Raw genomic sequence first — 26,222 nt, 5'->3', positions numbered from 1 at the left:
CAAGAGTTTCGGTCAGGTGGTCGTCGCCCGTGACTTGAGTTTGTCGGTGGAGCCGGGTGAGGCGCTGGGGATCGTGGGCCCGAACGGGGCCGGCAAGTCGAGCCTGTTCGCCATGATCTCGGGGGATCTGCGCCCGGACGGCGGCACGGTGTGGCTGGACGGGCGGGATGTCACGGGTGCGGCGCCGCATGCGCGCACGCGTGCCGGGATCGGCCGTACGTTTCAGGTGCCGCGGCCGTTCGAGCATCTGACGGTGTTCGAGAACGTGCTGGTGTGCGCGCATCAGGGGGCGGGGCTGCGGGGCAGGCAGGCGCAGGCGCACGCGATGGGCGTGCTGGAGCGCGTCGGCCTGGCCGAGCTGGCGAACACTGCGGCGGGGCGGCTGGCGTTGTTGCAGCGTAAGCGGCTGGAGGTGGCGCGGGCGGTGGGCACCGGGCCGCGGCTGCTGCTGCTGGACGAGGTCGCGGGCGGGCTGACCGAGCCCGAGGTGGCCGAGCTGGTGGCGGTCGTCAGGGAGTTGCACGCCGGCGGGCTCGGCGTGGTGTGGATCGAGCATGTGGTGCACGCGCTGGTCAAGACGGTCGGGCGGATGATCTGCCTGGCCGGGGGTGACGTGGTGGCCGACGGTGAGCCGTTGCGGGTGCTGGCCGACCAGCGGGTGCGTGAGCTCTACCTGGGCGCCGGTCCCGAGGCCGGTGCGGAGGAGGGGTCGTGACGCTGTTGTCGGTCCGGGATCTGACCGTCCATCACGGGCAGTTGCGCGCCGTGGACGGTGTGAGTCTGTCGGTGGACGAGGGTGAGGTGCTGGCGATCATCGGTGCCAACGGCGCGGGCAAGTCGACGTTGCTGCGCGCGCTGGCCGGGCTGAACGCGCCGTCGTCGGGGACGGTGGAGCTGGCGGGGCGTGACATCACCCGGATGCCCGCGCACAGGCGGGTGGTGGCGGGCGTCGCGCTGGTGCCGGAGGGCAGGCGGCTGTTCCGCTCGTTGACGGTGGAGGAGAACCTGCTGGCGGGCGCGTACCGGGGGCGGCCGGGGCCGTGGACGATGGCGGCGGTTCTGGAGCTGTTCCCGTGGATGGCCGAGCGGCGGGGGCAGAACGCCGGGCAGTTGTCGGGCGGGGAGCAGCAGGCGGTGGCGATCGGCCGGGCGTTGCTGTCCAATCCTGACCTGCTGCTCATCGACGAGTTGTCGCTGGGGTTGGCGCCGGTGGTGGTGCGCCGCATCTACGAGGTGCTGCCGGGCATCGTCGGCGCGGGCACGACGGCGCTGATCGTCGAGCAGGACGTCTCGCAGGCGATGCGGGTCGCCGATCGGGTGCACTGTCTGCTCGAAGGCCGTTCGGTGCTGCAGGGCCGGCCGGCGGAGCTGACCGGGGAGCAGGTCGAGCACGCGTACTTCGGGATCGGGGCGGCGGAGCCCGCACAGGAGGGACGTCACTGATGGGCTGGGTCAACGCCGTCGTGCAGGGTTTGCTGCTCGGTGGCTTGTATGCGCTGTTCGCCACTGGGTTGTCGTTGATGTTCGGGGTGATGCGGATCGTCAATCTGGCGCACGGCGATCTGGCGGTCGTGGCGTCGTTCCTGGCGCTGGCTCTGGTCAGCGGGACGGGGCTGCCGTTGTGGGTGGTGATCGTGGTGACGGTGCCGTTGTTCGCCGCGCTCGGTTATCTGACGCAGCGGGTGCTGCTGCAGCGGAGCCTGTCGTCGGGGCCGCTGGCCACGCTGCTGGTCACGTTCGGGTTGTCGATCGTGCTGCAGAACGTGCTGCTGGAGGTGTTCTCGGCGGACACGCGCACGCTCGACGCCGGGGCGTTCGCGACCGGGTCGTTCGAGGTGAGCGGCGCGGTCTCGGTCGGTTATCTGTCGCTGACCACGTTCCTGCTGGCGTGCGCGGCGCTGGCAGGCATCCAGCTGTTCCTGTCGCGTACGGGGCTGGGCAGGATGCTGCGCGCCTCCTCGGACGATCCGGAGACGGCGAATCTGATGGGCGCCGACAGCCGGCACGTGTACGGGATCGCGACGGTGATCGCGTTCGCGACGGTGGCGCTGGCCGGGCTGATGTTCGCGATCCGTTCGTCGTTCGACCCGGCGATCGGCCCGTCGCGGCTGATCTTCGCGTTCGAGGCGGTCGTCATCGGCGGGCTGGGCTCGCTGTGGGGGACGCTGCTGGGCGGCATGGTGCTCGGGGTGACGCAGTCGGTGAGCGCGCAGGTCGATCCGGCGCTGACGCTGCTGGCCGGACATCTGATCTTCCTCGCCGTGCTGGCCTTCCGGCCGCAGGGCCTGCTCGCTGGACGGACGGCATGACGATCTCCCATCTTCTGAGCGCGCGGGCGGCGCGGAACGTGCACGTGGTGCGCGCCACCCGTTCGGCCAAGCTGTCGGCCGTGGTGCTGGCGGCCGCCGCGGCGGTGCTGGCGGCGCTGCCGTTCCTGGCGTTCAGCACGGTCACCGACACGCTGATCAACCTGTTCGTGCTGATCGCGCTGGCGAGCATGTGGAACCTGCTCGCGGGTTTCGGCGGCCTGGTGTCGGTGGGGCAGCAGGCCTACATCGGGATCGGCGCCTACAGTCTCGTGGCGCTGGCCGACCTCGGGGTGCAGCCCTATCTGGCGGTGCCGCTGGCGGCGCTGACCTGCGCGGTGTTCGCGCTGCCGACGTCGTGGCTGGCGTTCCGGCTGCGCGGCGACTACTTCGCGGTCGGCACCTGGGTGATCGCCGAGGTGTACCGGCTGCTGGTGGTGCGGGTGGACAGTCTGGGCGGCGCCAGCGGCAAGAGCCTTTCGGGGTTGTCGGGGATCGACGCGACGCTGCGCGGCGCGCTGACGTACTGGATCGCGCTGGCGCTGGCGCTGGCCACGATCGCGGGCTGTTATCTGCTGCTGCGCGGCCGGCTGGGGTTGTCGCTGATGGCGGTGCGCGACGAGGAGACGGCGGCCGCCTCGGCGGGGATCGACGTGCGGCGGGCCAAGCTGCTGGTCTACCTGGTCTCGGCGGCCGGGTGCGGCGCCGCGGGCGGGGTGATCACGCTGAGCTCGCTCAGCGTCAACCCGGACTCGATCTTCAGCGTGCAGTGGTCCGCGTACATGATCTTCATTGTGGTGATCGGCGGCATCGGCTTCATCGAGGGGCCGCTGATCGGCGCGCTGATCTTCTTCGCGCTGCAGCAGCTGCTCGCCGACTTCGGCTCGTGGTATCTGGTGCTGCTGGGCGTCGTCGGCATCGTGGCCGCGCTGCGGCTGCCGCGCGGGCTGTGCGGGCTGGTGCCCGGCCCGAGCCTGTTCCCGATCGGCTATCTCGTACGGAGGTCCGATGGCCCCGCGTGACCCGGTCGAGCTGACCGAACGGATGCTGGCCGCGATCGAGGCCACCGAGCCTCACCTGCACGCCTACGCCACGGTGACGGCCGGCCGGGCCCGGGAGCGGGCCGCGGCCCTGGCCAGGGAGCCGGCCCGCGGCCCGCTGCACGGCCTGCCGATCGGCGTCAAGGACCTGATCGACACCGCGGGCGTGGCCACCGGTTACGGGTCGCCGCGGTTCGCCGGGCACGTGCCGGCCCGGGACGCCGCCGCGGTCCGCGCCCTGCTGGACGCGGGCGCGGTGATCCTCGGCAAGCACACCACGCACGAGCTGGCCTGGGGCGGCCGCACCGACAGCCCGCTGCTCGGCCCCACCCGCAACCCCTACCGGCCGGGGCACATCCCGGGCGGCTCGTCCGGCGGGTCGGCGGCGTCCGTCGCGGCGGGCAGCTGCCTGGGCGCGGTCGGCTCCGACACCGCGGGCAGCGTGCGCATCCCGGCCGCGCTGAGCGGCTGCGTCGGTTTCAAGCCGACCCGCGGGCGGATCCCCCTGGACGGCGTCCTGCCGCTGGCGCCGTCCCTGGACCATCTCGGCGTCCTGGCGCCGACGGTGGACGGCGCGGCCGCCCTGACAGCGGCACTGACGGCGGCACTCACGACCGGCCCCGCCGCCGTCCCCGCGTTCGAGCCGGGGGAGCTGCGGGTGGGCTGGCTCGGCGGCTGGTTCGACGCCGTGCTCGCCCCGCCGGTGCGGGCGGCGCTGGCGGCCACCCGCGCCCGGCTGGAGGAGCACGGCGTACGGGTGGACGACGTGGTCATCCCTGACGAGCCGCTCATGCCCGGGGCGGTGCTGGCCAGGATCCACGCCGAGGCGAGCCGGTTCCACCGCGACGCCTTCGAACGTGACCCCGAGCTGTTCGGCCCCGACATCGCCGAGCTGATGCGCATGCCGGCCGCTACCGCCCAGCAGGCAGAACGTGACGAGGCCGCCATCGCCCGCATGACGGCCGCGCTGCGCCGGGCCCTGGCCGGCCACGACGTGCTGGCCGCCGCCACCGTGCCGGTCACCGCACCGCCGATCGGCGACATGACCGTCACCGTCGCAGGCCGGAACTGGCCGATCGAGCTGGTCCTGACCAGGCACACCTCGGTCTTCAACGCCGCCGGGCTGCCCGCCGTGTCGGTACCGATGGCCCTGGACCAGGAGAGCGGGCTGCCCGTGGGCCTCCAGCTCGCCGGGGCCGCCATGAGCGACGACACCGTCCTGGGCGCGGCCCGCCTCGTCGAGGCCCTGACCCCGTCGCTGCCCCGTCCCGCCCCCACCCGCTGGAGGAACCCGGCATGAGAGTGACCGCGGCCGTCGTCGACCGGCTCGGCGGCCCCTTCCGTCTCGAGGAGCTGGAACTCGACGAACCCGGCCCCGGCGAGGCGCTGGTGAAGGTGACGGCGTCCGGCGTCTGCCACACCGACGAGATCACCCGCCACGGCGACCTGCCGATGCCGTTCCCGTGCGTGCTCGGCCACGAGGGCGCCGGCGTGGTCGCCGCCACCGGTGCGGGCGTGAGCGGCGTGCGGCCCGGCGACCACGTCGTCATCGGCTGGCCGTCCTGCGGCGCCTGCCGCAACTGCCTGGACGGCGAGCCCCGCTACTGCGCCCGCCTCGGCGAGGCGCTGTGCGGCGGCGGGCGGCTGCTCGGCCCCCTCGCCGGGCGAAGCGCGCTGCGCCGCGACGGCGGCTCGCCCGTGCACAGCCACTTCTTCGGCCAGTCGTCCTTCTCCACCTACGCGCTGACCTGGGCGGACGCGCTGGTCGTGGTGCCGCGCCAGGCGCCGCTGGACCTGCTGGGGCCGCTGGCCTGCGGCATCTCCACCGGCGCGGGCGCGGTGTTCCACACCCTCCAGCCGCGGCCGGGGTCGAGCCTGGTGGTGTACGGGGCCGGCGCCGTCGGGCTGGCGGCCGTCATGGCCGCCCGCCTGTCACCCGCCACCACCATCGTGGCCGTCGACCGGCACCCGTCCAGGCTGGCGCTGGCCACCGAGCTGGGCGCCACCCACACCGTCGACGCCGGCCGGGCGGGCGCCGACCCGGTGGCGGAGGTCCACCGGATCTGCGGCGGCCCGGCCGACTACGCCCTCGAATGCACCGGCGTGATCCCCGTGGTGCGGCAGGCCGCCGACAGCGTCGGCATGCTCGGCACCTGCGTGCTCGTCGGCGGCGCCCCGGCCGGGGCCGAGTTCGGGCTCGACCATCTGAGCACCCTGTGGGGCAAGCGCGTCGTCGGCGTCCTGGGCGGCGGCGGCCGCAGCCGCCCCCTCATCGGCGCCCTGGCCGAACTCCACCGGCAGGGCCGCTTCCCCTTCGACCGCCTGATCCGCTTCTACGACCTGGCCGACATCGACCGGGCACTGGACGACAGCCGGCGCGGGGAGGTGCTCAAACCCGTCCTGCGCATGAACCACTGACGACGATCGGAAGAGACGACATGGAGAAAGGCGAATCGGCCGTGGCACTGCTCGACACCATCGACTGGCAGGGCAAGATCTTCAAGAACGGCGTGTGGACGGCCGGGCACGGCGGCGATTACGCCGTCGTCGAACCGGCCACGGGCGCCGAACTCGGCCGGATGGGGCTGGCGACCCCCGCTGACGTGGCCGAGGCGGCCGCGAGCGCCGCGGCCGCGCAGCGGGAGTGGGCCGCGCTGCCGCACACCGCCCGCGCCGCCGTCCTGCGCCGGGCGGGCGACCTGTGGCAGCGGCACGCCGAGGAGATCAGCGGCTGGAACGTCCGTGAGGTCGGCGCGGTGCCCGGCATGGCCGGGTTCGCGCTGCACGTGGCGGCCGAGGAATGCTACGAGGCGGCCACGCTGCCCGGCCGCGCGATCGGCGAGGTGCTGCCGTCGGAGCAGCCGCGCCTGTCGATGGCGCGCCGCATGCCGGCCGGGGTGGTGGCGGTGATCTCGCCGTTCAACGTGCCGATCATCCTCGGCATCCGCTCCGTGGCGCCGGCGCTGGCGCTGGGCAACGCGGTCATCCTCAAGCCCGACCCGCGCACCGCCGTCACCGGCGGCACCCTGATGGCGCGCGTGCTGGAGGAGGCCGGGCTGCCGCCGGGCGTGCTGCAGATGCTGCCCGGCGGCGCGGACGTGGGCGAGGCGCTGATCGCCGACCCGCACGTGCGGGTGATCTCCTTCACCGGCTCCACCCCGGTGGGCCGGCGCATCGGCGAGCTGGCGGGCAGGCACCTCAAGCGCGCCCACCTGGAACTCGGCGGCAACTCGGCGCTGCTCGTGCTGGACGACGCCGACGTGGACGAGGCCGTGAACCTGGCCGCCTGGGGGTCGTTCTTCCACCAGGGGCAGATCTGCATGACCACCGGCCGCCACCTGGTCGCCGACCGGCTCTACGACGCGTTCGTGGAGGGCCTGGCCGCCAAGGCGGGCGCCCTGCCGGTCGGCGACCCGGCCGCCGGCGACGTCGCGCTCGGCCCGGTGATCGACGCCGGGCAGCGCGACAAGATCCACGGCCTGGTCACCGCCAGCGTGGAGCAGGGCGCGCAGCTGGCCTCCGGCGGCACCTACGAGCGGCTGTTCTACCGGCCGACCGTGCTGGCCGGGGTGCCGCTGACCGCGCCGGCCTTCGCCGAGGAGGTCTTCGGCCCGGTCGCGCCGGTGACCCGCGTCTCCTCTGCGGAGGAGGCCGCCGAGCTGGCCGCCGCCGGCGAGTACGGGCTGTCGCTCGGCATCGTCACCCGCGACGTGATGCGCGGCCTGGCCGTCGCCGAGCGGATCCCGACCGGGATCGTGCACATCAACGACCAGACCGTGAACGACGAGGCGAACGCGCCCTTCGGCGGGGTGCGCGCCTCCGGCACCGGCGCCCGGTTCGGCGGGGCCGCGGCCAACATCGAGGCCTTCACCGAGACCCGCTGGATCACGATGCGGGGCGAGCCGCCCCGCTACCCCTTCTGACGGCGCGCGGGCCCCGGCCGGGAGCGGGTTTCCGGCCGGGGCCCGGCCCTGCCGGGGGCGCGGATAATTCGGATGTGACCGGCGGCGGCGTCAGGCACAGTGGACGGCGTGATGTCCGATTTCATGCCCGGTATCGAGTTGTCCCGCGCCTTCTACGGTGAGGTCGTGGCGCCGCTCGTCGCCGGTGTTCCGCATAGTGCCGCGCTGATCGGTCCCGGGTCGGAGGTGCTGGCGTTCGACACCAGCCGCTCGACCGACCACGACTGGGGGCCGCGCGTGCTGGTCTTCGCGCCCGCGGGGGTGGTGACGGAGGTGGAGGCCCGGGTGGCCGCCGGGCTGCCGGAGCGGTTCCGCGGCCAGCCGACCGTGTTCGACTACCTGGGGGAGAGGCGGCCGGGCGTGGTGGTGACCGAGCTGGGGTCGTGGCTGAGCGGCCGGCTCGGGTTCGATCCGCGGCGGGGGGTGACGCTGCTGGACTGGCTGTCGGTGCCGTGGCAGCGGCTGGCGGAGGTGACGCAGGGGGAGGTGTTCCACGACGGGCTGCCGTCCCCGGCGGCGGAGGGCGTGCCGTGGCAGCGCGGCCCGCAGCCGGGTGGCCTGGAGGCGGTGCGCGGGCTGCTGCGCTGGTATCCGCAGGACGTGTGGCGCTACGTGCTGGCCTGCCAGTGGCGGCGGATCGCCGAGGAGGAGGCGTTCGTGGGCCGGTGCGGCGAGGTGGGCGACGAGCTCGGGTCGGCGGTGGAGGGCGCGCGGCTGGTGCGGGAGGTGATGCGGCTGGCGCTGCTGCTGCGGCGGCGCTACCCCCCGTACGCCAAATGGCTGGGCAGCGCGCTGGCGCGGATGCCGGGGTCGGCGGAGCTGGCGGAGGCGCTCGGCGCGGCCCTGGCCGCCCGGTCGTGGCGGCAGCGCCAGGAAGGGCTGTCGGCGGCCTACCGGCGGCTGGCCGCGCTGCAGAACCGGGTCGGCCTGGCGGGCCGGCTCGACGAAGGGGTGCGCGGATACCATGACCGGCCGTTCGAGGTGATCGGCGGGGAGCGCTTCGCGGCGGCGCTGCTGGGGGCGGTGTCGGATCCGGTGGTGCGGGGCCTGCCGGTGGCGGGCTGCGTGGACCAGCTGTCGGATTCGACCGATCTGCTGACGTCGCCGCCCCGGGCGCGCGCCGTGACCGCCGCCGCCCTGGGCCTGTCCGCGCCGCCTGACCGTCTCACTGCCTGACGGCTCGCGTCAGGGCTGGGCGTTGCGGGCGGCCGCGATGACGCGGGTGAGGACCTGGTGCAGGTCCTGCAGCTCGTCGAGGTCCATGCCGAGGCGGGCGACGATGGCCGGGGGGATCTTCTCGGCCTCGGCCCGCAGCCGGCGTCCTTCGGGGGTGAGGGTGACGCAGAGGGCGCGCTCGTCCAGGCTGCTGCGCTCGCGGTGGATGTAGCCGAGCGCCTGCAGCCGCTTGAGCAGCGGCGACAGGGTGCCGGCGTCGAGCTGCAGCAGCTCGCCGAGCTCCTTGACCGACAGGGGCTCGTGCTGCCAGAGGGCGAGCATGGCCAGATACTGGGGGTGGGTGAGGCCGAGAGGCCGCAGCAGCGGCCGGTAGAGGGCGATCACTCCGCGTGAGGCGACGCTGAGGGCGAAGCACACCTGCCGGTCGAGGGCGAGCAGGTCTGTCGCCTCTGTCACAGGCTTCACGCGTGCCCACCTCCGGTCGCCCCTGGTAGATTAGTTTGCGTACAAACTATTACTGTACAAAAAGTTGACACGCAAATCTTGGGGACGCCACGTGTTTCACCGCAAGTCGCTGGAGGAGCGCATCGCCGAGCGCCAGGCCAAGCTGCCTCCGCTGAAGGAGGGCAAGCACTTCGAGCACGGCCCGGCCAAGTTCGTGTTCGTCGCCCTGCTGGTCGCCGTGGCGCTCATGCACTTCGTCGGCCTGGCCGTGGTGATGCACTTCTACTGATGGGCGCCTCAGCCGGCGTCGAGCAGGGCCTCGGCCAGCTGCTCCACGCGGGCGCGCCAGGCCGCCAGGGTCGCGGCGTCGCCGGGGCCGGTGAGCGTGAGGCGGGCGCCGTGACCGGTGCCCTCGCCGAGCTCCCAGCGCACGGTGCCGCCGCCGGTCGCGTACTCCAGGATCTTTCCCGGTTCGGCGCGTGAGACCGGCCCGGCCGTCACCCCCGCGGCGGTGAACGGGGCCGGCGGCGGCGACCCGGGCTCGGCGCGCCCGCCCTCCAGAGCGCGCCAGACCTCGCCGGCGGGACGGGTGAGCTGGCGTTCGAGACGGACCGCGCCGCCGGAGAGCTCGCCGGAGGTCAGGCCGAGGATGGCCACGTAGTCCTCGTGCAGCCGGCCCATGTCGCCGGGGCGGGGGAGCGGGCGGCCGTCGAGCAGGGCCGCGAGCGCGGCCATGCAGGTGTGCCAGCCGGAGGCGAAGCTGGCCGCGCCGAACCGGTCACCGAACACGTGGGTGAGGGTCAGCAGGCTGCCGTCGCCGTCGGGGCGGATCTCCCAGCGCAGCTCGTCGTCGCCCCAGCTGTGGGCGAACACCCGGGGCGGGTCCAGCTCCAGCACGCGGCCGTCGGGGCCGAACCCGTAGCGGACGCGGTCGCCGTCGATGACGAGCTCGGCGGGGAACCACTGCTTGAGGTGGCCGGGCTCGGTGACGGCCCGCCACACCTTCTCGGGCGGGTGCGGCAGGCGGCGGCTCATGCGCAGCTCGGTGCGGCCGTCGGGACGGATCATCAGGTGGTCGTTCACCGGTCCTCCTCGCGGTGGTCGGGCATGGGATCGGGCGCTGGGTCGGGCATGGTGTCCAGGTGCCGCTCCAGCCGGTCGAAGCTGCCGCTCCACAGACTGCGGTACGGGGCGAGCCAGGCGTCGATCTCGGCCAGCGGCTGCGGGCGCAGCTCGTACCAGCGGCGCTGCGCTTCCTTGCGTACGGTGACGAGCCCGGCCTCGCGCAGCACCCGCAGGTGCTTGGAGGTGCCGGGCTGGGACAGGCCGAGCTCCGCGGTGAGCTCGGCGACCGGGCGGGGCCGCTCCAGCAGCAGATCGAGGATCCGCCGCCGGGCGGGCTCGGCGAGCACGTCGAAACGCATGCCAGCCAACATACCGCAATGGTTATATACCGGCAACGGCATTAAATCCGGACTTATTAATCTACAAAGTAAATTCGCCCGGTTCGTACAGAAATCTACGCACCAGACCGACAAGCATTGGCCGCGATGGCCGAACGCAGGAAAGCGGCCAGGCCGGGCGCGAGCGTCTCGTAGGTGGCGGTGAACCGCGGATCCGACACGTACAGCTCGCCGAGCCCGCGGTGGATCTCGAACGTGCACGTGTAGAACCAGCGGCTGATGTGGCCGCGGTGCCGCTCGGCCAGGTCCATGGCGTGCTCGCCGTCCGGGGGCAGGCCGGCCTCGCAGGCGGCGGCGAGGCCCCGGCTGATCGCCTCGGCTTCGGCCTTGAGCTCCAGCCAGTCGGCCCTGGTGTAGGAGGCGACGCGGCGGCGGCTCTGCTCGTAGGCGGCGCTGCCGCCCCAGCGGCGTTCCACCTCGGCGTCGTGGTCCTCGGGGGTGAAGGCGCCGAAGAGTTCGAGGCGTTCTTGGGGGGTGAGGGCGATGCCGCGGGTGCGGGCTTCGATGGCGCGTTCGACGGCGGTGATGACCTCGCGCAGGCGTTCGGTCTTGCGGACGAGGAGTTCGTGCTGGCGGCGCAGCTGGGTGAGCTCGTCGGTGGCGGGGTCGTCGAGGATGACGGCGATCTCGTCGAGGGGGAAGCCGAGCTCGCGGTAGAGGAGGATCTGCTGCAGGCGGACGAGGTCGTCGTCGGTGTAGCGGCGGTAGCCGGCGTGGGTGCGCTCGCCGGGGGTGAGCAGGCCGATCTCGTCGTAGTGGTGCAGGGTGCGCACGGTGATGCCGGCCAGTCTGGCCACGTGTCCGACGGTGAGGCTCATGGGACCAGCCTGAAGCCTCACGCCGGGTGAGGCGCAACCCGCTGGACTCTCCCCCTCTCGGGAGGGCCCATGCTGGGGGCGTGGACGGTGATCTGCTGCCGATCGGGCAGTTCGCGCGGCTGGGCCGGTTGAGTGTGAAGCAGTTGCGGCATTACGACGAGCTGGGGCTGCTGGTTCCGGCGTGGGTGGATCCGGTGACGGGCTACCGCTATTACCGGGCGTCGCAGGCGCGGGTGGCGTTGTCGATCGGGTTGCTGCGGTCGCTGGACGTGCCGCTGCCGGTGGTGGGGCGGGTGCTGGAGGGCGACGCGGGTGCGCTGGAGGACGTCCGGGCGGGGCTGGAGGCGGAGCTGGCGCGGCGGCGGCGGACGCTTGCGTCGCTGGAGCGGGTGATGGCCGGCGGCCTGCCTGCGCCGGAGGTGTCGGTGGCGCGGCTGCCGGCGCGGCGGGTGCTGGTGGCGCGCGAGGTGGCGGGCGGCCCGGAGGGGATCGGCCGGGCCACCTCGGCGGCGGTGGCGCGGGTGCTGGCCGTCTCGGCGGGGGAGGGGGAGGTGCGGCTGACGGGGGTGTTCCCGGTGGATCTGGACGGGGTGGTGGAGGTGCTGGTGGCGCGGGAGGTGCCGGGCGGGGCGTGGCGCGGCGGCGCGGCGACGGAGACCGGCGCGGGGGTGCTGGCGGAGGTGCTGGCGGGCGGGGTGTTCGCGGCTGCCCGGCATGTGGGCCCGTACGACCAGATCCCGCTGACGGCGAGTGCGGTGCTGGCGTGGTGCGGGGAGCGGCGGCTGGTGGCGCTGGAGGTGCGTGAGGTGTACGTGTCGGATCCGGCGGTGACGGCGCCGGATCGGCTGGTGACGGATGTGCTGGTCCGCTTCGAGGCGGAGGAGTGAGGCCGGCGGCCGTACGCCGACGACAGTGGGGGAGCGGTGGCGGGGCTGCGGCTGGCGGAGGTGACGCAGGGGGAGATGTTTCCCACGACGGGCTGCCGTCCCCTACGGCGGAGGGCAACCTGAGCGCCCCGCCGCTTGCCGTGGCAGCGCGGCCCGCAGCCGGGTGGCCTGGAGGCGGTGCGCGGGCTGCGGCTCGCCTCCAAGAGTTCGGCGTAGGACGGCCTGGGGTGATCAGGGTGGGGCCGCGGCGTTCGGCTCGCCTCCGGAGGACGGCGGGGGACGTGCCGGCCTGGGGTGGTCAGGGTTCGGTGAGGATGACGGGGCCGTCGTCGGTGATGGCGATAGTGTGCTCGGCGTGGGCGGCGCGGCTGCCGTCGGTGGTGCGCAGGGTCCAGCCGTCGGCGGCGACGCGGTAGTGGCCGCTGCCGGGGGCGAGCATGGGCTCGATGGCGAGGGTCATGCCGGGGCGCAGGGTCATGCCGCGGCCGGGGCGGCCTCGGTTGCTGACGTGCGGGTCCTCGTGCATGTGGCGGCCGATGCCGTGGCCGCCGAAGTCGGCGGGGCCGGCGTAGCGGCCGCGGGCGGCGACGGTCTGGATGGCGTGGCCGATGTCGCCGATGCGGTTGCCGGGCACGGCGGCGGCGATGCCGGCGGCGAGGGCCTGGCGGGTGGCGTCGATGAGGGCGCGGTCGGCGGGATGCGCGGTGCCGACGGTGAAGCTGATGGCGGCGTCGCCGGCCCAGCCGTCGAGGTAGGCCCCGCAGTCGACGCTGACCAGGTCGCCGTCGCGCAGGCGGTCGCGGCCGGGGATGCCGTGGACGATGGCGTCGTTGACGGAGACGCAGATGACGGCGGGGTAGGGGGTCGGGGCGAAGTGCGGCTGGTAGCCGAGGAAGGCGGAGGTGGCGGCGGCTTCGCGGATGGTGGTGGCGGCCAGGTCGTCGAGCTCGGCTATGGGGGTGCCGGGGGCGGCGTGGCGGGCGACGGCCTGGAGGGTGCGGGCGACGACGCGGCCGGCTTCACGCATGGCCTGGAGTTCGCCGGTGGTCTTGATCTCAACCATGGCGATAACTATACCGGTATTTCTATTGGGTTATAGACTTGCGGCATGGTCCGTCCCCCGCTCACTCCCGAAGAACGCCTGCGCGGCGAGCGCCTCGGCACCCTCCTGCGCCAGGCCAGAGGCGAGCGCAGCATCACCGAGGTCGCCACCGCCGCCGGCATGTCCGCCGAGACCCTCCGCAAGATCGAGACCGGCCGCATCGCCACCCCCGCCTTCTTCACCATCGCCGCCCTGACCGACGTCCTCGGCATCTCCCTCGACGACCTCGCCCTCCACACCACCCCCGCAGTCCCCACCTGACCTGCTCCGGCAAGCAGCGGGGGAGTGCGGCCCCCGAACCCGTCACGGGGTGTCGGCAAGAAACGTGTCATGAGCCCCGAACGGCGTTGATCTTGCTGTGACTTGCCTGGTCATCGCCGCGGGTTCTTCAGACCGTAACTGAGGCCGGCTCACCACGCAGGCGCTTCAGCCCAGCAGCGCGATCACACCAGCGAGGAGTATCGCGGCGACGAGCAGGGCCACTACGACCAAGACCGTCGTGCCGAGCCGCCGGCGGATGAATTTCGGGTTGTGGGCCATCGTGATGTCCTTCCTGGCTAGGTGTGGCGTCGGATCGCCAGATAGGCGATACCGGTCAGCTGGCCGCCGGACGATCGGTCCACCCGCTCGCGCGGGCCGATGTCATGCCCGGACAGCAGTGACTGCGCAGCCGCACGATCCCAGCGGGGGTTGGCCGCGAAGCCGAAGCGCAGCAGGTCGGCGACGCTCCACCGGCGATACAGTGGCTTGTCCTGGACGACGAACGCGACCGCGGCCGTCCCCAGCGGACGGCCGAAGACCTCCGCCCGTCCCGCGGTGGGCGTCAGCAGGCCGGAAACCAGGTTCAGCAGCGTGGACTTGCCTGCCCCGTTCGGCCCGACCAACGCGGCCCTGGCCCCGGCGGGCACCGCGATGGTGGCCTCGCGCAGCGCCCACCGCTGCCGGTAACGCCTGCCCAGGCCGCTGGTCCGCAGCGCGTTCACCGCTCTTCCCCGCCGGTCAGCTCGTGCATGCGGCGCAGCAGCGCTGCGCGCCGGGCATGGGCGCGCAGCGCCAGTGCCAGGGCCACTGCGGCGAACAGGCCCCCGACCGCCAGGGCGAGCCCCGCCCCGGTGCCACGCTGCACGGCTACGACGGTCACGAGTGCCGTGGTGGCCAGCGAAGCGGCCAGGCCGATCCAGGCGGCGATCACCCGATCGGTGGCGAACAGCGGAACCCGGCGCGTCAGCAGCCACCCACCGTAGGCTGCCCAGGCCAGGCAGAGCGCGGTGAACAACGCGAACGCCACATGCGTGCGCCCGGGCAGCGGCCCTGGCTCCGACCACCACAACGTGCCCACGAACACCGCGCCGGCTGCGCCGGCCAGCAGTGTCGTCACCGCCCGGATCCGGACTCTCAGCGACAGCACCGGAGCCAGGTGCTCGATCATGTCCTGCGCCGACAGGCGTGGTTCGTCCGTCATGGCCCGTATCCCTTCTCCTCCAGGTGTCCACGCAGCAGACGACGGGCGCGGTTGAGCCGGGACTTGACTGTTCCGGCCGGGATCTGGCAGATGTCGGCGCACTCCTCCACCGGCAGGTCCTCCAGGTAGAACAGGACGAGGATCTCCCGCTCCAGCACCGGCAGAGCTGACAGCACGCTCACGAGCGCGGCACGATCCACCATGGCCTCAGCCGGGTCTTCGACGACCATGTCGCCGAATCCGGACGTTTTCTCCTCCTGGGCGTACTCGCCGCGCAGCCGGTCGGTGACCGACCGCCGGGCGATCGTGAACAGCCACGGCGCGAACCGGCCGGGTTCCCTGAGCCGGGGCAGGCCGCGGACGACGGCCAGCCAGATCTCCTGCGTAACGTCGTCGGCCCGGTCAGCATCCAGCATGCGGCGCACATAGATCCACACCGGTCTCCGCCACCGAGCCAGCAGTTCGGCCAGCGCCGCGCGCTCTCCCAGCTGAGCGCGCACCACCAGCAGCTCATCGGTCATCTCGCCCTCCCGTCATCTTGCACAGTCGGGCGAGAAGCCAAGAAGGTTCACGGTTCCCGGATCACCTATGGAGTACGGTCACCGCAACCGGCAGGTCGACGTCGCGCTCACGGAGTCGCGCGGCCAGGTCGAGCAGATGCCGCAGGGATCGTGCGGCGCGTGACAGTCGAATGACGAAGATGCCGCCGGGCCGGAGGTATTCCGGTGGGGCTCATGACACGTTTCTTACCGGCACCCCCTCACGCGCCGATGTTCGGCTGCGGGCCCGCGTACGCCTGCACCAGCGACGGCACCTGGGAGGCCGCGTCCAGGCTGTAGGAGTAGAACGAGCCGGGCGTGAACGCCGAACCCCCGGTCTCCTGCCGGCCCGTGCAGCCGGAGCACACGCTGCCCGACTGCCGCAACTGGGCCGCGGCATCGCGGTAGTACGGATCCTTCACGTTCTGGAAGTAGCTGTTCTCCAGCACCATCCTGGTGGCGCCGCGCGCGTAGTTGCCGTAGCCGGTGATGTTCTGCAGATAGTTGTTGTACAGGTGCGCATAGGCCACGTTGTCCGTGGACGGGTTACGCGAGGCGTTGTCACCCAGCCAGTTGTGGTGGATGGTCATCCGCGAGGTGACGTTCGGCGTCCAGCCGATGCCGAACGCCTTGCGGCCCTCCGCGATGACGTTCCACGACACCGTCAGATACGAGGTGTCCTCGCGGCTGTCGATCAGGCCGTCGTTCATCCGGGTGATGTGGTTGTGGTCGATCCACACGTGGTGGGCGCCGTCCATCTGGACGCCGTCGAAGTCATAGGTGTCGTCACCGGGGTCGTCCTCGGGCATCAGCGTGTCCCGGATCGTCATGTTGCGGATGATGACGTTCGAGACGCCGTCCAGGAAGAAGCCGCCGCCGGCGAGGGTGCCGTTCCTGCCGACGCCGGCGATGGTCTTCTCGGAGGCCACGCGGATCTCGCTGCCCCTGGGCGAGGCGGCAAGGGTGCCGTTGACCCGGATCACGTACGGCTGACTCGCCGTGGCGTAGCGGACCAGGTCCGCGTAGGTCGTCACGGTGACCGTCTGGCCCGCGGCGCCGCCCGTGGTGGTGGACAGGCCGCCGCCGCTGGTGGCGGCGAAGCCGTCCGCGGTGCCCGGCCACGTCCGGCCGCCGGTCGAGACGGGGTTGAAGCGCCACTGCATCCGGGCGATGTCGGAGCAAGCCTCCTGGACGACGGGGTTGTTGCCCGCGGTGGAGCCGTCCTTGTTGCCGACGCACAGCCCGCTGTGGGAGCTGCGGACGAGGAACCGGTCGGCGACCGCCGACGGCGTCAGGGTCCACGTCTGGTTGCCGCTCGCGCCGCACGTCCACTGCCACAACTGGACGCCGGCCTCGGTGGAGTAGCCGGGCACGTCGACGCAGCGGCCGCTGCCGACGTTGACCAGGCCGTACGCCCCGCTCTGGGCGACGACCCGGAACCGCTGCGCGCCCGCGGACGCATCACAGGCGATCTGGGCCAGCACGGCGCCGTTACCGGTCCCGGCGCCACTGACGTTGACGCACTTACCGCTGGAGGCCGACACCAGCGTGTAGACGCCATCGGCCACCGGCGTCGCCGCCCCGCCGGCGCAGCCGTCAACCCGACGGCGGACAGCGCCACGACAGCGGCGGCCACGAGAACCCGCCTCACGCCCCGGACGTTCACGAGCGCAGCGCCGGCCGACGGCCAACTGTCAGGCATGACCTTGGTCTCCTTGGTCTCCTTGTCCGCAGGACCCGGGAAAGCAGGCGCCCGCACGGCGCCGGTGTCGCTGGCCGAGAGCGAAACACGCCGGCGCCGAACCGGTCAACGAACCCCGCGCGGCCCACAGCCGCCGCACACCCGCCATCGCCTCCCGGACCTGCGCCGCAAGACCGGGACGCCACGGCACGGGCCCCTGATACTTTCCGGAGCCGGCCCGGACAGGCCAGGTTCATACATCCGAGCTGTCACCACGACCTCGGACGCCCGGCAGGAACACCTCCGGCTGGTGCACAGGGGCCGAAACCGCTGACGAAGAGCGCTTTCACAGCAGGCACGGCAAGACGAGCGCGCAGCGTCCGGCCGTCAAACGATCCGCAAAAGGTCCGATGCCACAGCTCCGGCAGCCCACGTCGGAGGGGGACCCGTCAACCCTGCCCGTCGTGAGCTTCCCCGGACGGCCCCACCCCGTCCCGGACGCGACCGGGACGCGGCTCCTTCAACAGCGGATGAGCCCGCATCGCCACCTCCAGCTCACCCGGCAACTCGTCGCGATAACGCCCCAGCGTCGACAGATCACCATGCCCCAGCACCCGCCGCACCGCGTCCATGTCGACCGCGTCCGCCAGCAGATGCGTCGCCGTCGTATGACGCAACCCATGAGGCGTGACCGTACGCCGCCGATCCGGATCCACCCGCCGCTGCACCCGATCGATCACCGCCTGCACGTCACCCCGCGCCAGCCGCCGCCCACGCCACGACAACAGCAACGCCTTGTCCGCCGACTCCGAACGGCCCCGCTCCAGATAGGCCTCCAGCACCCGCGCCACGTCCGACGGCAACGGCACGTCACGCGTCCGCCCGCCCTTGCCGAAGATCCGCCAATAACGCACACCGTCATTGGTGAAGAAATCCTCCACATTGGCCCGCACCAGCTCCGACACCCGCGGCCCCAGCGTGGCCAGCAACAGCACGATCAACGCGTCACGCAACTCCGTCCGCTGATCACGACGGCCCGGCCCCGACGGCTCCTCACCCAGCCGCCGCGCCGCCCCCACCAGACCCTGCGCCTGCTCACGCGTCAGCGCCCGCCGCTCCGGCCGCAGCCCGCCCCGCTCCCTGGCCGTGATCGTCGCCACCGTCATCGGATTGACCTGCACCCAGCCCACCAGCGCCGCATGCTTGAACAACGCCGAGATCGACCGCCGGAACCGCGCCTGCGACGACGCCGACTGCCGGCCCCGCCCACCAGCCTCCCCACCGGCGGGCCGGCGGCCGTCGGGCTTGCGGGCGAACGCCAGCAGCACCGCGTCGACATCCTCACCCGTCAGATCGTCGAGCACCCGGCCCGCGCCCGCCAGCTCCACCAACGTCGCGACGTCACGCGCGTACACCTCCGCCGTCGCCGCCGACAACGCCCCCGTCAGCACCCTCGCCCGCACCAGCTCCACGTAGCGGTCCGCCGCCTCCGCCACCGACACCCGGTCGAGCTCCGCAGGCCGCACCCGTGCACCCCTTCTCCCGTCAAGATCCAGCAGAAGGACACGGTAGCGGCCGCCACCGACACTTTCAGATGTCGCGGAAGGTCTCGATCCGCGCCCCCAGCGCGTTCAGCCGCTCCGCCAGATCCTCGTAACCACGGTTGATCACGTACACGTTGCGCAGCACCGACGTGCCCTCCGCCGCCATCATCGCCAGCAGCACCACCACCGCGGGCCGCAACGCCGGCGGGCACATCATCTCCGCCGACCGCCACCGCGTCGGCCCCTCCACCAGCACCCGATGCGGATCCAGCAGCTTCACCGAAGCACCCAGCCGGGTCAGCTCTGTCAAGTAGATCGCCCGGTTGTCATACACCCAGTCGTGGATCAGCGTCGACCCCTCCGCCGCCGCCGCGATCGCCGCGAAGAACGGCACGTTGTCGATGTTCAGACCCGGGAACGGCATCGGATGGATCTTGTCGATGGGGGAGACGAGCTTCGACGGCCGCACCGTCAGATCCACCAGCCGGGTACGGCCGTTGGCCGCCGCGTACTCCTCACCCCGGTCATGGTCGAGCCCCATCTCCTCCAGCACCGCCAGCTCGATCTCCAGGAACTCCACCGGCACCCGGCAGATCGTCAGCTCCGACGACGTCACCACCGCAGCGGCCAGCAGGCTCATCGCCTCCACCGGATCCTCCGACGGCGAATAGTCCACATCCCGCTCGATGTCCGGCACCCCGTGCACCGTCAGCGTCGTCGTGCCCACCCCCTCGACCCGGACCCCCAACTCCTCCAGGAAGAAGCACAGATCCTGCACCATGTAGTTGGAGGAGGCGTTACGGATCACCGTCACCCCGTCATGACGGGCCGCGGCCAGCAGCGCGTTCTCCGTCACCGTGTCACCGCGCTCCGTCAGCACGATCGCCCGCTTCGGCGACACCCCCCGCTCCACCTCGGCGTGATAGAACCCACCGGTCGCGGTGATGTGCAGCCCGAAATGCTGCAGCGCCGACATGTGCGGCTGCACCGTACGCGTGCCCAGATCACAACCCCCTGCGTACGGGATCCGGAACACGTCCGTGCGGTGCATCAGCGGACCCAGGAACATGATGACGCTCCGCGTACGCCGCGCCGCCTCGGTGTCCATCGACTCCAGCTCCAGCCGGGCCGGCGGCACGATCTCCAGATCGTTGCCCTCGTTGATCCACCGCGCCCGCACCCCGATCGACGCCAGCACCTCCAGGATCCGGTACACCTCCTCGATCCGCGCCACCTTGCGCAGGATCGTCCGCCCGGAGTTCAGCAACGACGCGCACAGCAACGCCACACACGCGTTCTTCGACGTCTTCACCTCGATGCTGCCCGACAGGCGCCGCCCGCCCACGACCCGCAGGTGGATCGGCCCCGCGTAACCGAGAGAGACGATCTCACTGTCGAGCGCCTCACCGATCCGGGCGATCATCTCAAGGCTGATGTTCTGGTTGCCGCGCTCGATCCGGTTGATAGCGCTCTGGCTGGTCGCCAGCGCATCCGCCAGCTGGAGCTGCGTCCATCCGCGGTGCTGCCGCGCGTCCCGGATCAGCCGACCGATCCGTACAAGGTAGTCATCTCCCACAACACCTCAACCTATCTCACATATGAGATGCCTCCGCGTCAGGTGCCGGCGACGCGCCGGACCCCCGCCTATGCAGGGCCAGACGCGCCGGCGTGCACGCGGGCCGCCGCCCGTGCACCAACGCCCTCCTGGCCTCACCGAACCCGCGCCGGTCACCGAACACGTCACGACTCAGCTCCGCCAGCTCCTCCGCACGATAAGCCTCCAACGGCTTACGCCGCTCATCGGCCTCCCGCGCCTCCCGCTTGGCCGCCAGCAACCGCTCATAACGCGGGCTGGACGCGAGCCTGTCCGCGTACTCCAGCACCGCCCCCTCGAACTCCGGCCGCGACCCCGGCACCACCCGATCCGCCAGCCCCAGCTCCACCGCCTCCTGCGCGCCCACCGGCAACGCCCGCCAGGCCAGCCGCCGCGCCTGCCGCGCCCCCACCCGACGCGGCAGCACATACGCCCACAACCCGCCCCCCGACAACCCCAACGTCCGGAAATGCGGATTCAGCACCACCCCCGACCGCACCATCACCCGATCACCGCCCAGCGCCAGCATCACCCCACCCGCCCACGCGTCACCACCCACCGACGTCACCACCAGCTGCCCCGTACACGCCACCAGCTCCCGGCACAGCAGACCGAACGCGGTCACGTTCATCCACGCCTCCAGCTCCGGATACCGCGCAGCCTCGATCACCTCCAGATGCACACCCCGGGAGAACACCTCACCACCCCGCACCACCAGCACCCGCGTATCCTGCTCCGCCGCATACCGCAACGCCGCCACCAGCCGCCGGCACTGACCCGCCGACATCGCCCCCTCATAGAAATCGAACCCCACCACACCCACACCATCACCCCGGTCATAGGTGATCTCGCTGAAGCCCGCCCGCTCCCGCACCCCGTCCAACCGCCCACCCAGCACCGACGCCGCAGGCAACGTCACCGCACCCCGCTCCCCGGCCCGCAACTGGCCCACCCACACCGTCCCGTCACCGGTGTGCACCAGCACCGCACCCTCCCGCCGCCCCGCCACCACACCCGGCGCACCCCCCAACACTGGCCCCCGGTACACGTCGAACACCCGCACCGCCAGCCCGCACAACTCCGCCACCACCCCCGGCTCCCCATCAGCCGCCCGCACCCGCCGCACCACCTCCTCCGTCGGCGCCTCCCACGACAGCACCCCACCCGGCTCCCGCACCCGCACCACCGGCCCGCCCGGCACCGGAGGCTCCGGCACGAACCCCGGATCGGCAGCCCTGTCCGCCACCTCCAGCACCAGCTCCGCCGCAGCCTCCGCCACCGGCCCCCGATACAACGCCGACCTGCGCGGCGGCTCAGCAGGCATCGCGAACATCCGATGCCCCCACACCGGCGCCCCCTCCATCTCCCGCCCGGCCTGCAACGCCGTCACACCCCACTCACCCACCCCGCCCGCGATCGCCCGCTCCAGCGGGAAAGGACCCCGATCACCCGGCGGCCCCGGACGGATCACCACCGTCCGCGCCCCCTCCCACAACGGCGCCGGCGCCCGCCCCGCCGCCGACGGGCAGATCACCAGATCCGGCTTCGCCAGCCGGACCGCCTCCATCACCAACCGCTCCGACAGCGCCAGCTCCACGCTGACCTCGTGCCCGGCCCGGCGCAACGCCAGCCAGACACTCTGCACCAGACCGTCGAAGGAGGAACAGACAAGCAGGATACGCACAGGAAGATCATCCTCACCGGTGGGACGTGCCGCCGGAAGGGACGCGCACAGCCCCGCCCGGCCCGTACAGGCAAGCATGCTGACACGTCCACGCAAACGTCGATGACAGATCCCAGCAAAACCCGCCACATCCGGGGGAGTGGAGCCACCCCCACACGACCGTGCCACCATGGGCCCATGACGGCGTGGCACGAGGTCGAACAAGCAGAGCCCGCATTCGCCCGGCGCGTACGAGCGCTGTTCGACGCCCACAGACACAAGACCATCGCCACCCTGCGAACCGACGGATCACCCCGCATCTCCGGCATCGAGGCCGCCTTCGAGGACGGCGAACTCGTCTTCGGCTCCATGCCCAACGCCCGCAAGGGCGCCGACCTGCGCCGCGACCCGCGCTTCGCCCTGCACAGCGCCACCGTCGACCCGGTCGAGGGCTCCGAGGCGCAGTGGCCCGGCGAGGCGAAGATCGCCGGGCGGGCGTTCGCCGGCGGGGGAGGAGCGGACGGTGATCGTTTCCGTGCCGACATCGCCGAGGTCGTGCACACGCATCTCGACGACCAGGCGACGGTGCTCGTCGTCGAGTGGTGGACGCCCGGGCATGGGCTGCGCAGGGTGGAGCGCGCGTAGCCGCGACGGTTTTCCGCGTTGACCGGTTCCGATCCGATACCGAACAGAATTCAGCTTCTGTTTGGTATCGGGTGGTTTGTCCGGGTTAGAGGCGGTTGACGAGGCGAGTGGCGGCCCGGTGACTCATGCCGGTCTCACCGCGTACGAGGAAGACCGCCTCCTGGATCTGACCCATCGCCTTCAGCTCGCGGGCCTGGTCGATGACGTCCTGCCGGGGGGAGGGACGGTTGCGGGGCGCCTTGGTCAGGCGGACGGCCAGGATGATCAGGTAGATGATCGCGACGGTGACGACGAAGGTCAGCGCGATCAGACCCCCGGTGGATACGGCCATGAGTCGATCGTACGTAAAGAGATCGCCTCGCGGGAGTCAGAGCGTGCCGACGAAGGTGGCGGCGTCTTCCTCGTTCATGCCGGTTTCTGCGCGTACGAGGAGGACGGCCTGTTCGGTGTGGCCGGCTTCTTTGAGGTGGCGGGCCCGGGTGGCGAGGTCGGGCTGGGCGGGCGTACCGGTGAGGGCGGTGTAGGCGGGGTGGCTGATGGGGCGGCCCGCGGCGAGGCCGTCGACGGCGTCCTTGGCTTCTCGCGGGCCCATGCCGGTCTGTTCGCGCAGGAGTTTGATGGCGTGGATCATCTTGTTCTGCTGGATGAGGGTGTGGAGCTGGGTGTCGAGCTGGTCTCGTGTGAGCTGGACGCGTGACGGCGCTGGTGTGGTGCGGCCGCGGGTGTTTCTGTTTCTGATGAGGATGGTGGCGCCGGCGGCGAGGATGGCGAGGGTTGTGGCGATGATCAGTAACTCGGTGGTGGGCATGGCTGGGATGGTATCTCGGGCGCTCTTGTGGTTGCTTGATAATGGACATTATGTCAAGTAGTGGCTGAGTGGTGCCCTGTTGGCGGTTAGTCAGATTGGGTGGTTTCGGTGGTGCGGGATTTATATGTTGTGACATGCGTTACGTGACGGTGAGTGACGTCGTTGTGGCTGTCGGGCGTTATCGATGTGTGATGTGATCTTGTGGTGCCGGTGTTGTCGCTGGTGGCGGGGTGTGGCGGGTTCAGGTTGGGACCTCTCCCCCGGTGGGCGGCGGGTGCGGGCTGGATGCGGTGTGTGGTTGACAGGTGACATGACTTGTCGTTGATTCCTCGCCCTCGGGCAGGGGTGGCCTTTAGGGTGGTCTTCTGCTATCGCGCCGCGAGAGGAGCAGCACGTGGGGAACGAGTCCGTGTTATGTCCGGTGTGTCAGGGGGTTCTTCCCGCTGACGGGCGCGAGGCGTATACGCCGCTGCGTGGGCGGTTGATCCTGACGAACGGTTACTGCCCGGGTGGGTGTGCCGATCGGCGTGCCGCGCATGTGGAGCAGGTGCGGCAGCGCGCGCCTCAGGCGCCTCAGGCGTTGCCTCAGTCCATGGTGCCGTCGATGGGGCAGGGGGTGTCTCAGCCGGTCGCGGGGCCTGGTGGGGAGCTTCCGGTGCGGCGGCCGCAGGCGGCTGTGGTGGGGCCGGGGGTGCGGGTTCCGCGCTGATTGTTCCGGTTGCCGGTGTGCGGGGGTGTGCCGGTGGCGGGGTGTTGTGTACGGCGGGTCCATGGTCTGAGGCGGGTGTGCCGCTGAGGATGGTGGGCTCGCCGTTTTCGTGTGTGCGGGGTCAGGGGTGGTAGGGGCGGGTGCGGGTGACGGCGGTGGTGGGGAGCGGTCCGTACAGGTGGGGGTAGCCGTTCTCGTGGCGGATGTCGAGTCCGGTGGGGTCGATGTCGAGGATGAGCAGGGGTTCGGTCACGTGGCTGTAGTAGGTGGCGTGGACGGTGCGGAGTTGGTCGTGGTCGCGGCTGCAGTGGATGAAGCCTTCTTGGTCGAGGGTGCGGCCGAGGGTGGAGATGCGGTACTCCCCTGTGTTCTGGGCGTGGGTCCAGTCGGTGGCGAGGGCGAGGTGGTGGATCATGGGGTCCATTCGTGGTCGACCATGGCGTAGATGAGTTCTGAGGACCATTCGCCTTTGACGTGTTCGTTGTCGATGAGGTGGGCTTCGCGGCGCATGCCGAGTTTTTCGAGTACGCGGGCGCTGGCGGTGTTGCGGGCGTCGAGGCGGCCGGTGATGCGGTGGAGGTGGAGGCCGTCGAAGCCGAGGCGGAGCATTTCGCGGGCGGCTTCGGTGGCGTAGCCGTGGCCGTGGTGGTCGGGGTGCAGGACGTAGCCGATTTCGCCTTGGCGGTGGGCTTTGCTGGTCCAGATGAGCAGGCAGTTGCCGATCAGGGTTCCGTCGTGGGTGATGGCGAGGTCGATGGCGTCGCCTTCGTCGAGGAGTGCGGTGCGGGTGGTTTTTTTGTCGAGGAAGGTGCGGGTGGCGTCGCGGTCGCGGGGGTGCCAGTAGAGGTAGCGGGTGACGTCGGGGCGGGATTCGTAGGCGTGGAGGGCGTCGAGGTCGTCGGGGGTGAAGGGGCGGAGGGTGAGGCGGGGGGTGGTGATGGGGTATTGGGGTTTGAGCACGAAGGCATTTTAGGGGGGTTTCAGTGGGTGCCGGCGAGGTTGAGGATGACGACGCCGGTGATGATGAGGAGGATGCCGCCGATTTTGTGCAGGGTGAGGGTTTCGCCCATGAAGGCGGCGCCGATGAGGGCGATGGCGGCGGTGCCGGCTCCGGCCCAGACGGCGTAGGCGGTGCCCATCTCGAGGTGGAGTTTGAGTGCTTGGGCCAGGAGGGCGAAGGAGGCGATGTAGCCGAGGGCGGTGGTGACGGTCCAGCCGGGGTTGGTGAAGCCGTTGCTGAGTTTGAGTGCGGTGGTGGCGGTGACCTCGCAGATGATGGCGAGGGCGAGCAGGAGCCAGGCCATGGTGTTTCTCCCCGGGAGGCGGTGCGGGTGTCCCAGCGTATGGGGGGTGTGCGTCCGGGTGGGGTGGTGGGCCGGGTTGAAAAGGGTGTCGAATGCGTGTTCCACTTGGTCGGTGGGTTGGGACGCGCAGCCTCTGGTGGAGGCGGCCGATGAGCGGCCGCTGATCGAGCGGCGTGCCGTGGTGCGTGACGGTTTCTACGAGCTGCAGGCGCGTGTGGTGATCGAGCGGGTGGCGCGGACGGCGGGGATCGCGCAGCGGTGGGCGGTGTCGCCGTATCGGGGGTGTGTTCACGCGTGCCTGGGTTGTGGTGCGCGTGGGGGGCATCGGCGGCTGGGGCTGGACGCGGGGCGTGATTTCGACTCGCGGGTCGTGGTGAAGCCGAATGTGGTGGCGCGGTTGCGGGCGGAGCTGGCGCGGTGGGGTGGTGAGCCGCTGGCGGTGGGGGTGAGTGGTGACTGTTATCAGCCGGCGGAGGAGACGTACCGGTTGATGCCGGGGGTGGTGACGGCGCTGGCGGAGGCGGGGGTGCCGGCGACGGTTTATACGCGCAGTCCGCTGGTGTTGCGGGATGCGGCGTTGCTGGCGGAGTGCGGGGTGCGGGTGGCGGTGTCGATCGCGTTCGTCGACGAGCGGATCCGGCGGGCGGTGGAGCCGGGTGCGGTGGGGGCGCAGGCGCGGTTGGAGCTGGTGGCGTCGCTGGTGGAGGCGGGGGTGGATTGCCGGGTGCTGATGGGGCCGGTGCTGCCGTTGCTGAGTGATGGTTCTGATCAGCTGGCGGCGACGGTGCGGCGGATCGGGCAGGCGGGGGTGCGGTCGGTGGAGCCGGTGGTGTTGCGGCTGCCGGCGGGGACGCGGTCGTGGTTCGGGGCGTGGCTGGAGCAGGCGCATCCTGGGCTGGTGGCGCGTTATGAGGAGTTGTACGGGCGTGACGGGTTGCCCTCCCCCGCTTATGAGGAGCGGATTCTGGGGCAGATCGCGCAGTTGTGCCGGGTGTACGGGATGCGGTGCGGGCCGGGTGAGCCGGAGCCGCGTGATCCGTGGTTCGGGCAGTTGGCGCTGGTGTGACCGCTCCCC

The 26,222-nt window shown here is 71.6% G+C and carries 29 protein-coding genes and 1 pseudogene; 13 read left to right on the top strand and 17 right to left on the bottom strand.

What is annotated here, in order from left to right; genetic code table 11:
* Positions 1–37 precede the first annotated feature (37 nt).
* The 8 genes and pseudogenes from ABD999_RS33485 to ABD999_RS33450 all read left to right on the top strand — a co-directional run.
* A pseudogene (locus ABD999_RS33485) lies at positions 38–715 on the top strand (ABC transporter ATP-binding protein); the annotation flags it as partial.
* A complete protein-coding gene (locus tag ABD999_RS33480) occupies positions 712–1,443 on the top strand; it encodes an ABC transporter ATP-binding protein (RefSeq protein ID WP_271279813.1) in 732 nt (243 codons plus the stop codon). The pseudogene ABD999_RS33485 and the gene ABD999_RS33480, both read left to right, overlap by 4 nt.
* Complete coding sequence (locus tag ABD999_RS33475) at positions 1,443–2,309, top strand: branched-chain amino acid ABC transporter permease (protein WP_148031555.1); 867 nt, start codon at positions 1,443–1,445, stop codon at positions 2,307–2,309. Before ABD999_RS33480 ends, ABD999_RS33475 begins: the two co-directional genes overlap by 1 nt.
* On the top strand, positions 2,306–3,328 hold the full coding sequence (locus ABD999_RS33470) for a branched-chain amino acid ABC transporter permease (RefSeq protein ID WP_271279812.1): 1,023 nt from the start codon (positions 2,306–2,308) through the stop codon (positions 3,326–3,328). The genes ABD999_RS33475 and ABD999_RS33470 overlap by 4 nt, the downstream gene beginning before the upstream one ends.
* Entirely contained in the window at positions 3,315–4,646 is a 1,332-nt protein-coding gene (locus ABD999_RS33465) for an amidase (protein WP_271279811.1), read from the top strand. The genes ABD999_RS33470 and ABD999_RS33465 overlap by 14 nt, the downstream gene beginning before the upstream one ends.
* Entirely contained in the window at positions 4,643–5,764 is a 1,122-nt protein-coding gene (locus ABD999_RS33460; RefSeq protein WP_271279810.1) for an NAD(P)-dependent alcohol dehydrogenase, read from the top strand. The genes ABD999_RS33465 and ABD999_RS33460 overlap by 4 nt, the downstream gene beginning before the upstream one ends.
* Before the next feature lie 41 nt (positions 5,765–5,805).
* Positions 5,806–7,269, top strand: a complete 1,464-nt coding sequence (locus ABD999_RS33455) for an aldehyde dehydrogenase family protein (RefSeq protein ID WP_378524926.1) — start codon at positions 5,806–5,808, stop codon at positions 7,267–7,269.
* 111 nt (positions 7,270–7,380) lie between these two features.
* Positions 7,381–8,484: a DUF4037 domain-containing protein gene (locus ABD999_RS33450; RefSeq protein WP_271277539.1), complete on the top strand. Its 1,104-nt coding sequence runs from the start codon at positions 7,381–7,383 to the stop codon at positions 8,482–8,484.
* Between the two features lie 9 nt (positions 8,485–8,493).
* On the opposite strand, the gene ABD999_RS33445 is transcribed toward ABD999_RS33450, so the two are convergent.
* A complete protein-coding gene (locus ABD999_RS33445; RefSeq protein WP_271277570.1) occupies positions 8,494–8,940 on the bottom strand; it encodes a MarR family winged helix-turn-helix transcriptional regulator in 447 nt (148 codons plus the stop codon).
* Positions 8,941–9,040: 100 nt separating this feature from the next.
* Here ABD999_RS33445 and ABD999_RS33440 point away from each other — a divergent pair, with 100 nt between their 5' ends.
* The gene (locus tag ABD999_RS33440; RefSeq protein WP_187281158.1) at positions 9,041–9,217 is read left to right on the top strand and encodes a hypothetical protein; all 177 of its coding nucleotides are present in this window, start codon (positions 9,041–9,043) and stop codon (positions 9,215–9,217) included.
* Between the two features lie 8 nt (positions 9,218–9,225).
* Here the strand turns inward: ABD999_RS33440 and ABD999_RS33435 are convergent, their stop codons facing one another.
* The 3 genes from ABD999_RS33435 to ABD999_RS33425 form a co-directional block, all read right to left on the bottom strand.
* Positions 9,226–10,011 (bottom strand): SRPBCC family protein, encoded by a 786-nt coding sequence (locus ABD999_RS33435; protein WP_271277540.1) that lies wholly within the window; start codon positions 10,009–10,011, stop codon positions 9,226–9,228.
* A complete protein-coding gene (locus tag ABD999_RS33430) occupies positions 10,008–10,352 on the bottom strand; it encodes an ArsR/SmtB family transcription factor (protein WP_271277541.1) in 345 nt (114 codons plus the stop codon). Before ABD999_RS33430 ends, ABD999_RS33435 begins: the two co-directional genes overlap by 4 nt.
* 95 nt (positions 10,353–10,447) lie before the next feature.
* The gene (locus tag ABD999_RS33425; protein ID WP_271277542.1) at positions 10,448–11,209 is read right to left on the bottom strand and encodes a MerR family transcriptional regulator; all 762 of its coding nucleotides are present in this window, start codon (positions 11,207–11,209) and stop codon (positions 10,448–10,450) included.
* An 80-nt stretch (positions 11,210–11,289) separates the two neighbouring features.
* Between ABD999_RS33425 and ABD999_RS33420 the strand changes: the two genes are divergently transcribed.
* On the top strand, positions 11,290–12,096 hold the full coding sequence (locus ABD999_RS33420; RefSeq protein ID WP_271277543.1) for a MerR family transcriptional regulator: 807 nt from the start codon (positions 11,290–11,292) through the stop codon (positions 12,094–12,096).
* Positions 12,097–12,394: 298 nt separating this feature from the next.
* On the opposite strand, the gene map is transcribed toward ABD999_RS33420, so the two are convergent.
* Positions 12,395–13,159 (bottom strand): type I methionyl aminopeptidase, encoded by a 765-nt coding sequence (map, locus tag ABD999_RS33415; RefSeq protein WP_271277544.1) that lies wholly within the window; start codon positions 13,157–13,159, stop codon positions 12,395–12,397.
* Between the two features lie 45 nt (positions 13,160–13,204).
* Here map and ABD999_RS33410 point away from each other — a divergent pair, with 45 nt between their 5' ends.
* On the top strand, positions 13,205–13,459 hold the full coding sequence (locus ABD999_RS33410) for a helix-turn-helix domain-containing protein (protein WP_148031563.1): 255 nt from the start codon (positions 13,205–13,207) through the stop codon (positions 13,457–13,459).
* A gap of 296 nt (positions 13,460–13,755) precedes the next feature.
* Here the strand turns inward: ABD999_RS33410 and ABD999_RS33405 are convergent, their stop codons facing one another.
* The 7 genes from ABD999_RS33405 to ABD999_RS33375 form a co-directional block, all read right to left on the bottom strand.
* Positions 13,756–14,181: an ATP-binding cassette domain-containing protein gene (locus ABD999_RS33405; protein ID WP_271277545.1), complete on the bottom strand. Its 426-nt coding sequence runs from the start codon at positions 14,179–14,181 to the stop codon at positions 13,756–13,758.
* Positions 14,178–14,660, bottom strand: coding sequence for a hypothetical protein (locus ABD999_RS33400; protein WP_271277546.1), 483 nt, complete (start codon positions 14,658–14,660; stop codon positions 14,178–14,180). Before ABD999_RS33400 ends, ABD999_RS33405 begins: the two co-directional genes overlap by 4 nt.
* The gene (locus ABD999_RS33395) at positions 14,657–15,181 is read right to left on the bottom strand and encodes an RNA polymerase sigma factor (RefSeq protein ID WP_271277547.1); all 525 of its coding nucleotides are present in this window, start codon (positions 15,179–15,181) and stop codon (positions 14,657–14,659) included. Before ABD999_RS33395 ends, ABD999_RS33400 begins: the two co-directional genes overlap by 4 nt.
* A 239-nt stretch (positions 15,182–15,420) precedes the next feature.
* Positions 15,421–16,767 carry an RICIN domain-containing protein gene (locus tag ABD999_RS33390; RefSeq protein ID WP_271277548.1) on the bottom strand — a complete coding sequence of 449 codons (1,347 nt, stop codon included), beginning with the start codon at positions 16,765–16,767 and terminating at the stop codon, positions 15,421–15,423.
* 562 nt (positions 16,768–17,329) lie between these two features.
* Entirely contained in the window at positions 17,330–18,406 is a 1,077-nt protein-coding gene (locus ABD999_RS33385; RefSeq protein ID WP_271277549.1) for a tyrosine-type recombinase/integrase, read from the bottom strand.
* 64 nt (positions 18,407–18,470) lie between these two features.
* The gene (locus tag ABD999_RS33380) at positions 18,471–20,000 is read right to left on the bottom strand and encodes a helix-turn-helix domain-containing protein (protein WP_345483058.1); all 1,530 of its coding nucleotides are present in this window, start codon (positions 19,998–20,000) and stop codon (positions 18,471–18,473) included.
* A gap of 16 nt (positions 20,001–20,016) precedes the next feature.
* Positions 20,017–21,702, bottom strand: a complete 1,686-nt coding sequence (locus tag ABD999_RS33375) for an enoyl-CoA hydratase-related protein (protein WP_271277550.1) — start codon at positions 21,700–21,702, stop codon at positions 20,017–20,019.
* 177 nt (positions 21,703–21,879) lie between these two features.
* Here ABD999_RS33375 and ABD999_RS33370 point away from each other — a divergent pair, with 177 nt between their 5' ends.
* Positions 21,880–22,326, top strand: coding sequence for a pyridoxamine 5'-phosphate oxidase family protein (locus ABD999_RS33370; protein WP_271277551.1), 447 nt, complete (start codon positions 21,880–21,882; stop codon positions 22,324–22,326).
* Positions 22,327–22,411: 85 nt separating this feature from the next.
* On the opposite strand, the gene ABD999_RS33365 is transcribed toward ABD999_RS33370, so the two are convergent.
* The 5 genes from ABD999_RS33365 to ABD999_RS33345 all read right to left on the bottom strand — a co-directional run bounded on the left by ABD999_RS33365 (position 22,412) and on the right by ABD999_RS33345 (position 25,147).
* Positions 22,412–22,657: a hypothetical protein gene (locus ABD999_RS33365; RefSeq protein WP_148031571.1), complete on the bottom strand. Its 246-nt coding sequence runs from the start codon at positions 22,655–22,657 to the stop codon at positions 22,412–22,414.
* Positions 22,658–22,693: 36 nt separating this feature from the next.
* Entirely contained in the window at positions 22,694–23,134 is a 441-nt protein-coding gene (locus tag ABD999_RS33360) for a 50S ribosomal protein L7/L12 (protein ID WP_271277552.1), read from the bottom strand.
* Positions 23,135–23,964: 830 nt separating this feature from the next.
* Entirely contained in the window at positions 23,965–24,267 is a 303-nt protein-coding gene (locus ABD999_RS33355; protein ID WP_219546390.1) for a DUF952 domain-containing protein, read from the bottom strand.
* Positions 24,255–24,803 (bottom strand): GNAT family N-acetyltransferase, encoded by a 549-nt coding sequence (locus tag ABD999_RS33350; protein ID WP_271277553.1) that lies wholly within the window; start codon positions 24,801–24,803, stop codon positions 24,255–24,257. The genes ABD999_RS33355 and ABD999_RS33350 overlap by 13 nt, the downstream gene beginning before the upstream one ends.
* 20 nt (positions 24,804–24,823) lie before the next feature.
* Positions 24,824–25,147, bottom strand: coding sequence for a DMT family transporter (locus tag ABD999_RS33345; protein WP_148031575.1), 324 nt, complete (start codon positions 25,145–25,147; stop codon positions 24,824–24,826).
* A gap of 112 nt (positions 25,148–25,259) precedes the next feature.
* Here ABD999_RS33345 and ABD999_RS33340 point away from each other — a divergent pair, with 112 nt between their 5' ends.
* A complete protein-coding gene (locus ABD999_RS33340) occupies positions 25,260–26,213 on the top strand; it encodes a radical SAM protein (protein WP_271277554.1) in 954 nt (317 codons plus the stop codon).
* Positions 26,214–26,222: the final 9 nt, after the last annotated feature.

Origin of the sequence: Nonomuraea ferruginea (assembly GCF_039540635.1) — a bacterium.
Taxonomy (GTDB): Bacteria; Actinomycetota; Actinomycetes; order Streptosporangiales; family Streptosporangiaceae; genus Nonomuraea; species Nonomuraea ferruginea.
Note: the sequence above shows the minus strand (reverse complement) of the source record. Positions and strands in the feature narration are given on the sequence as shown.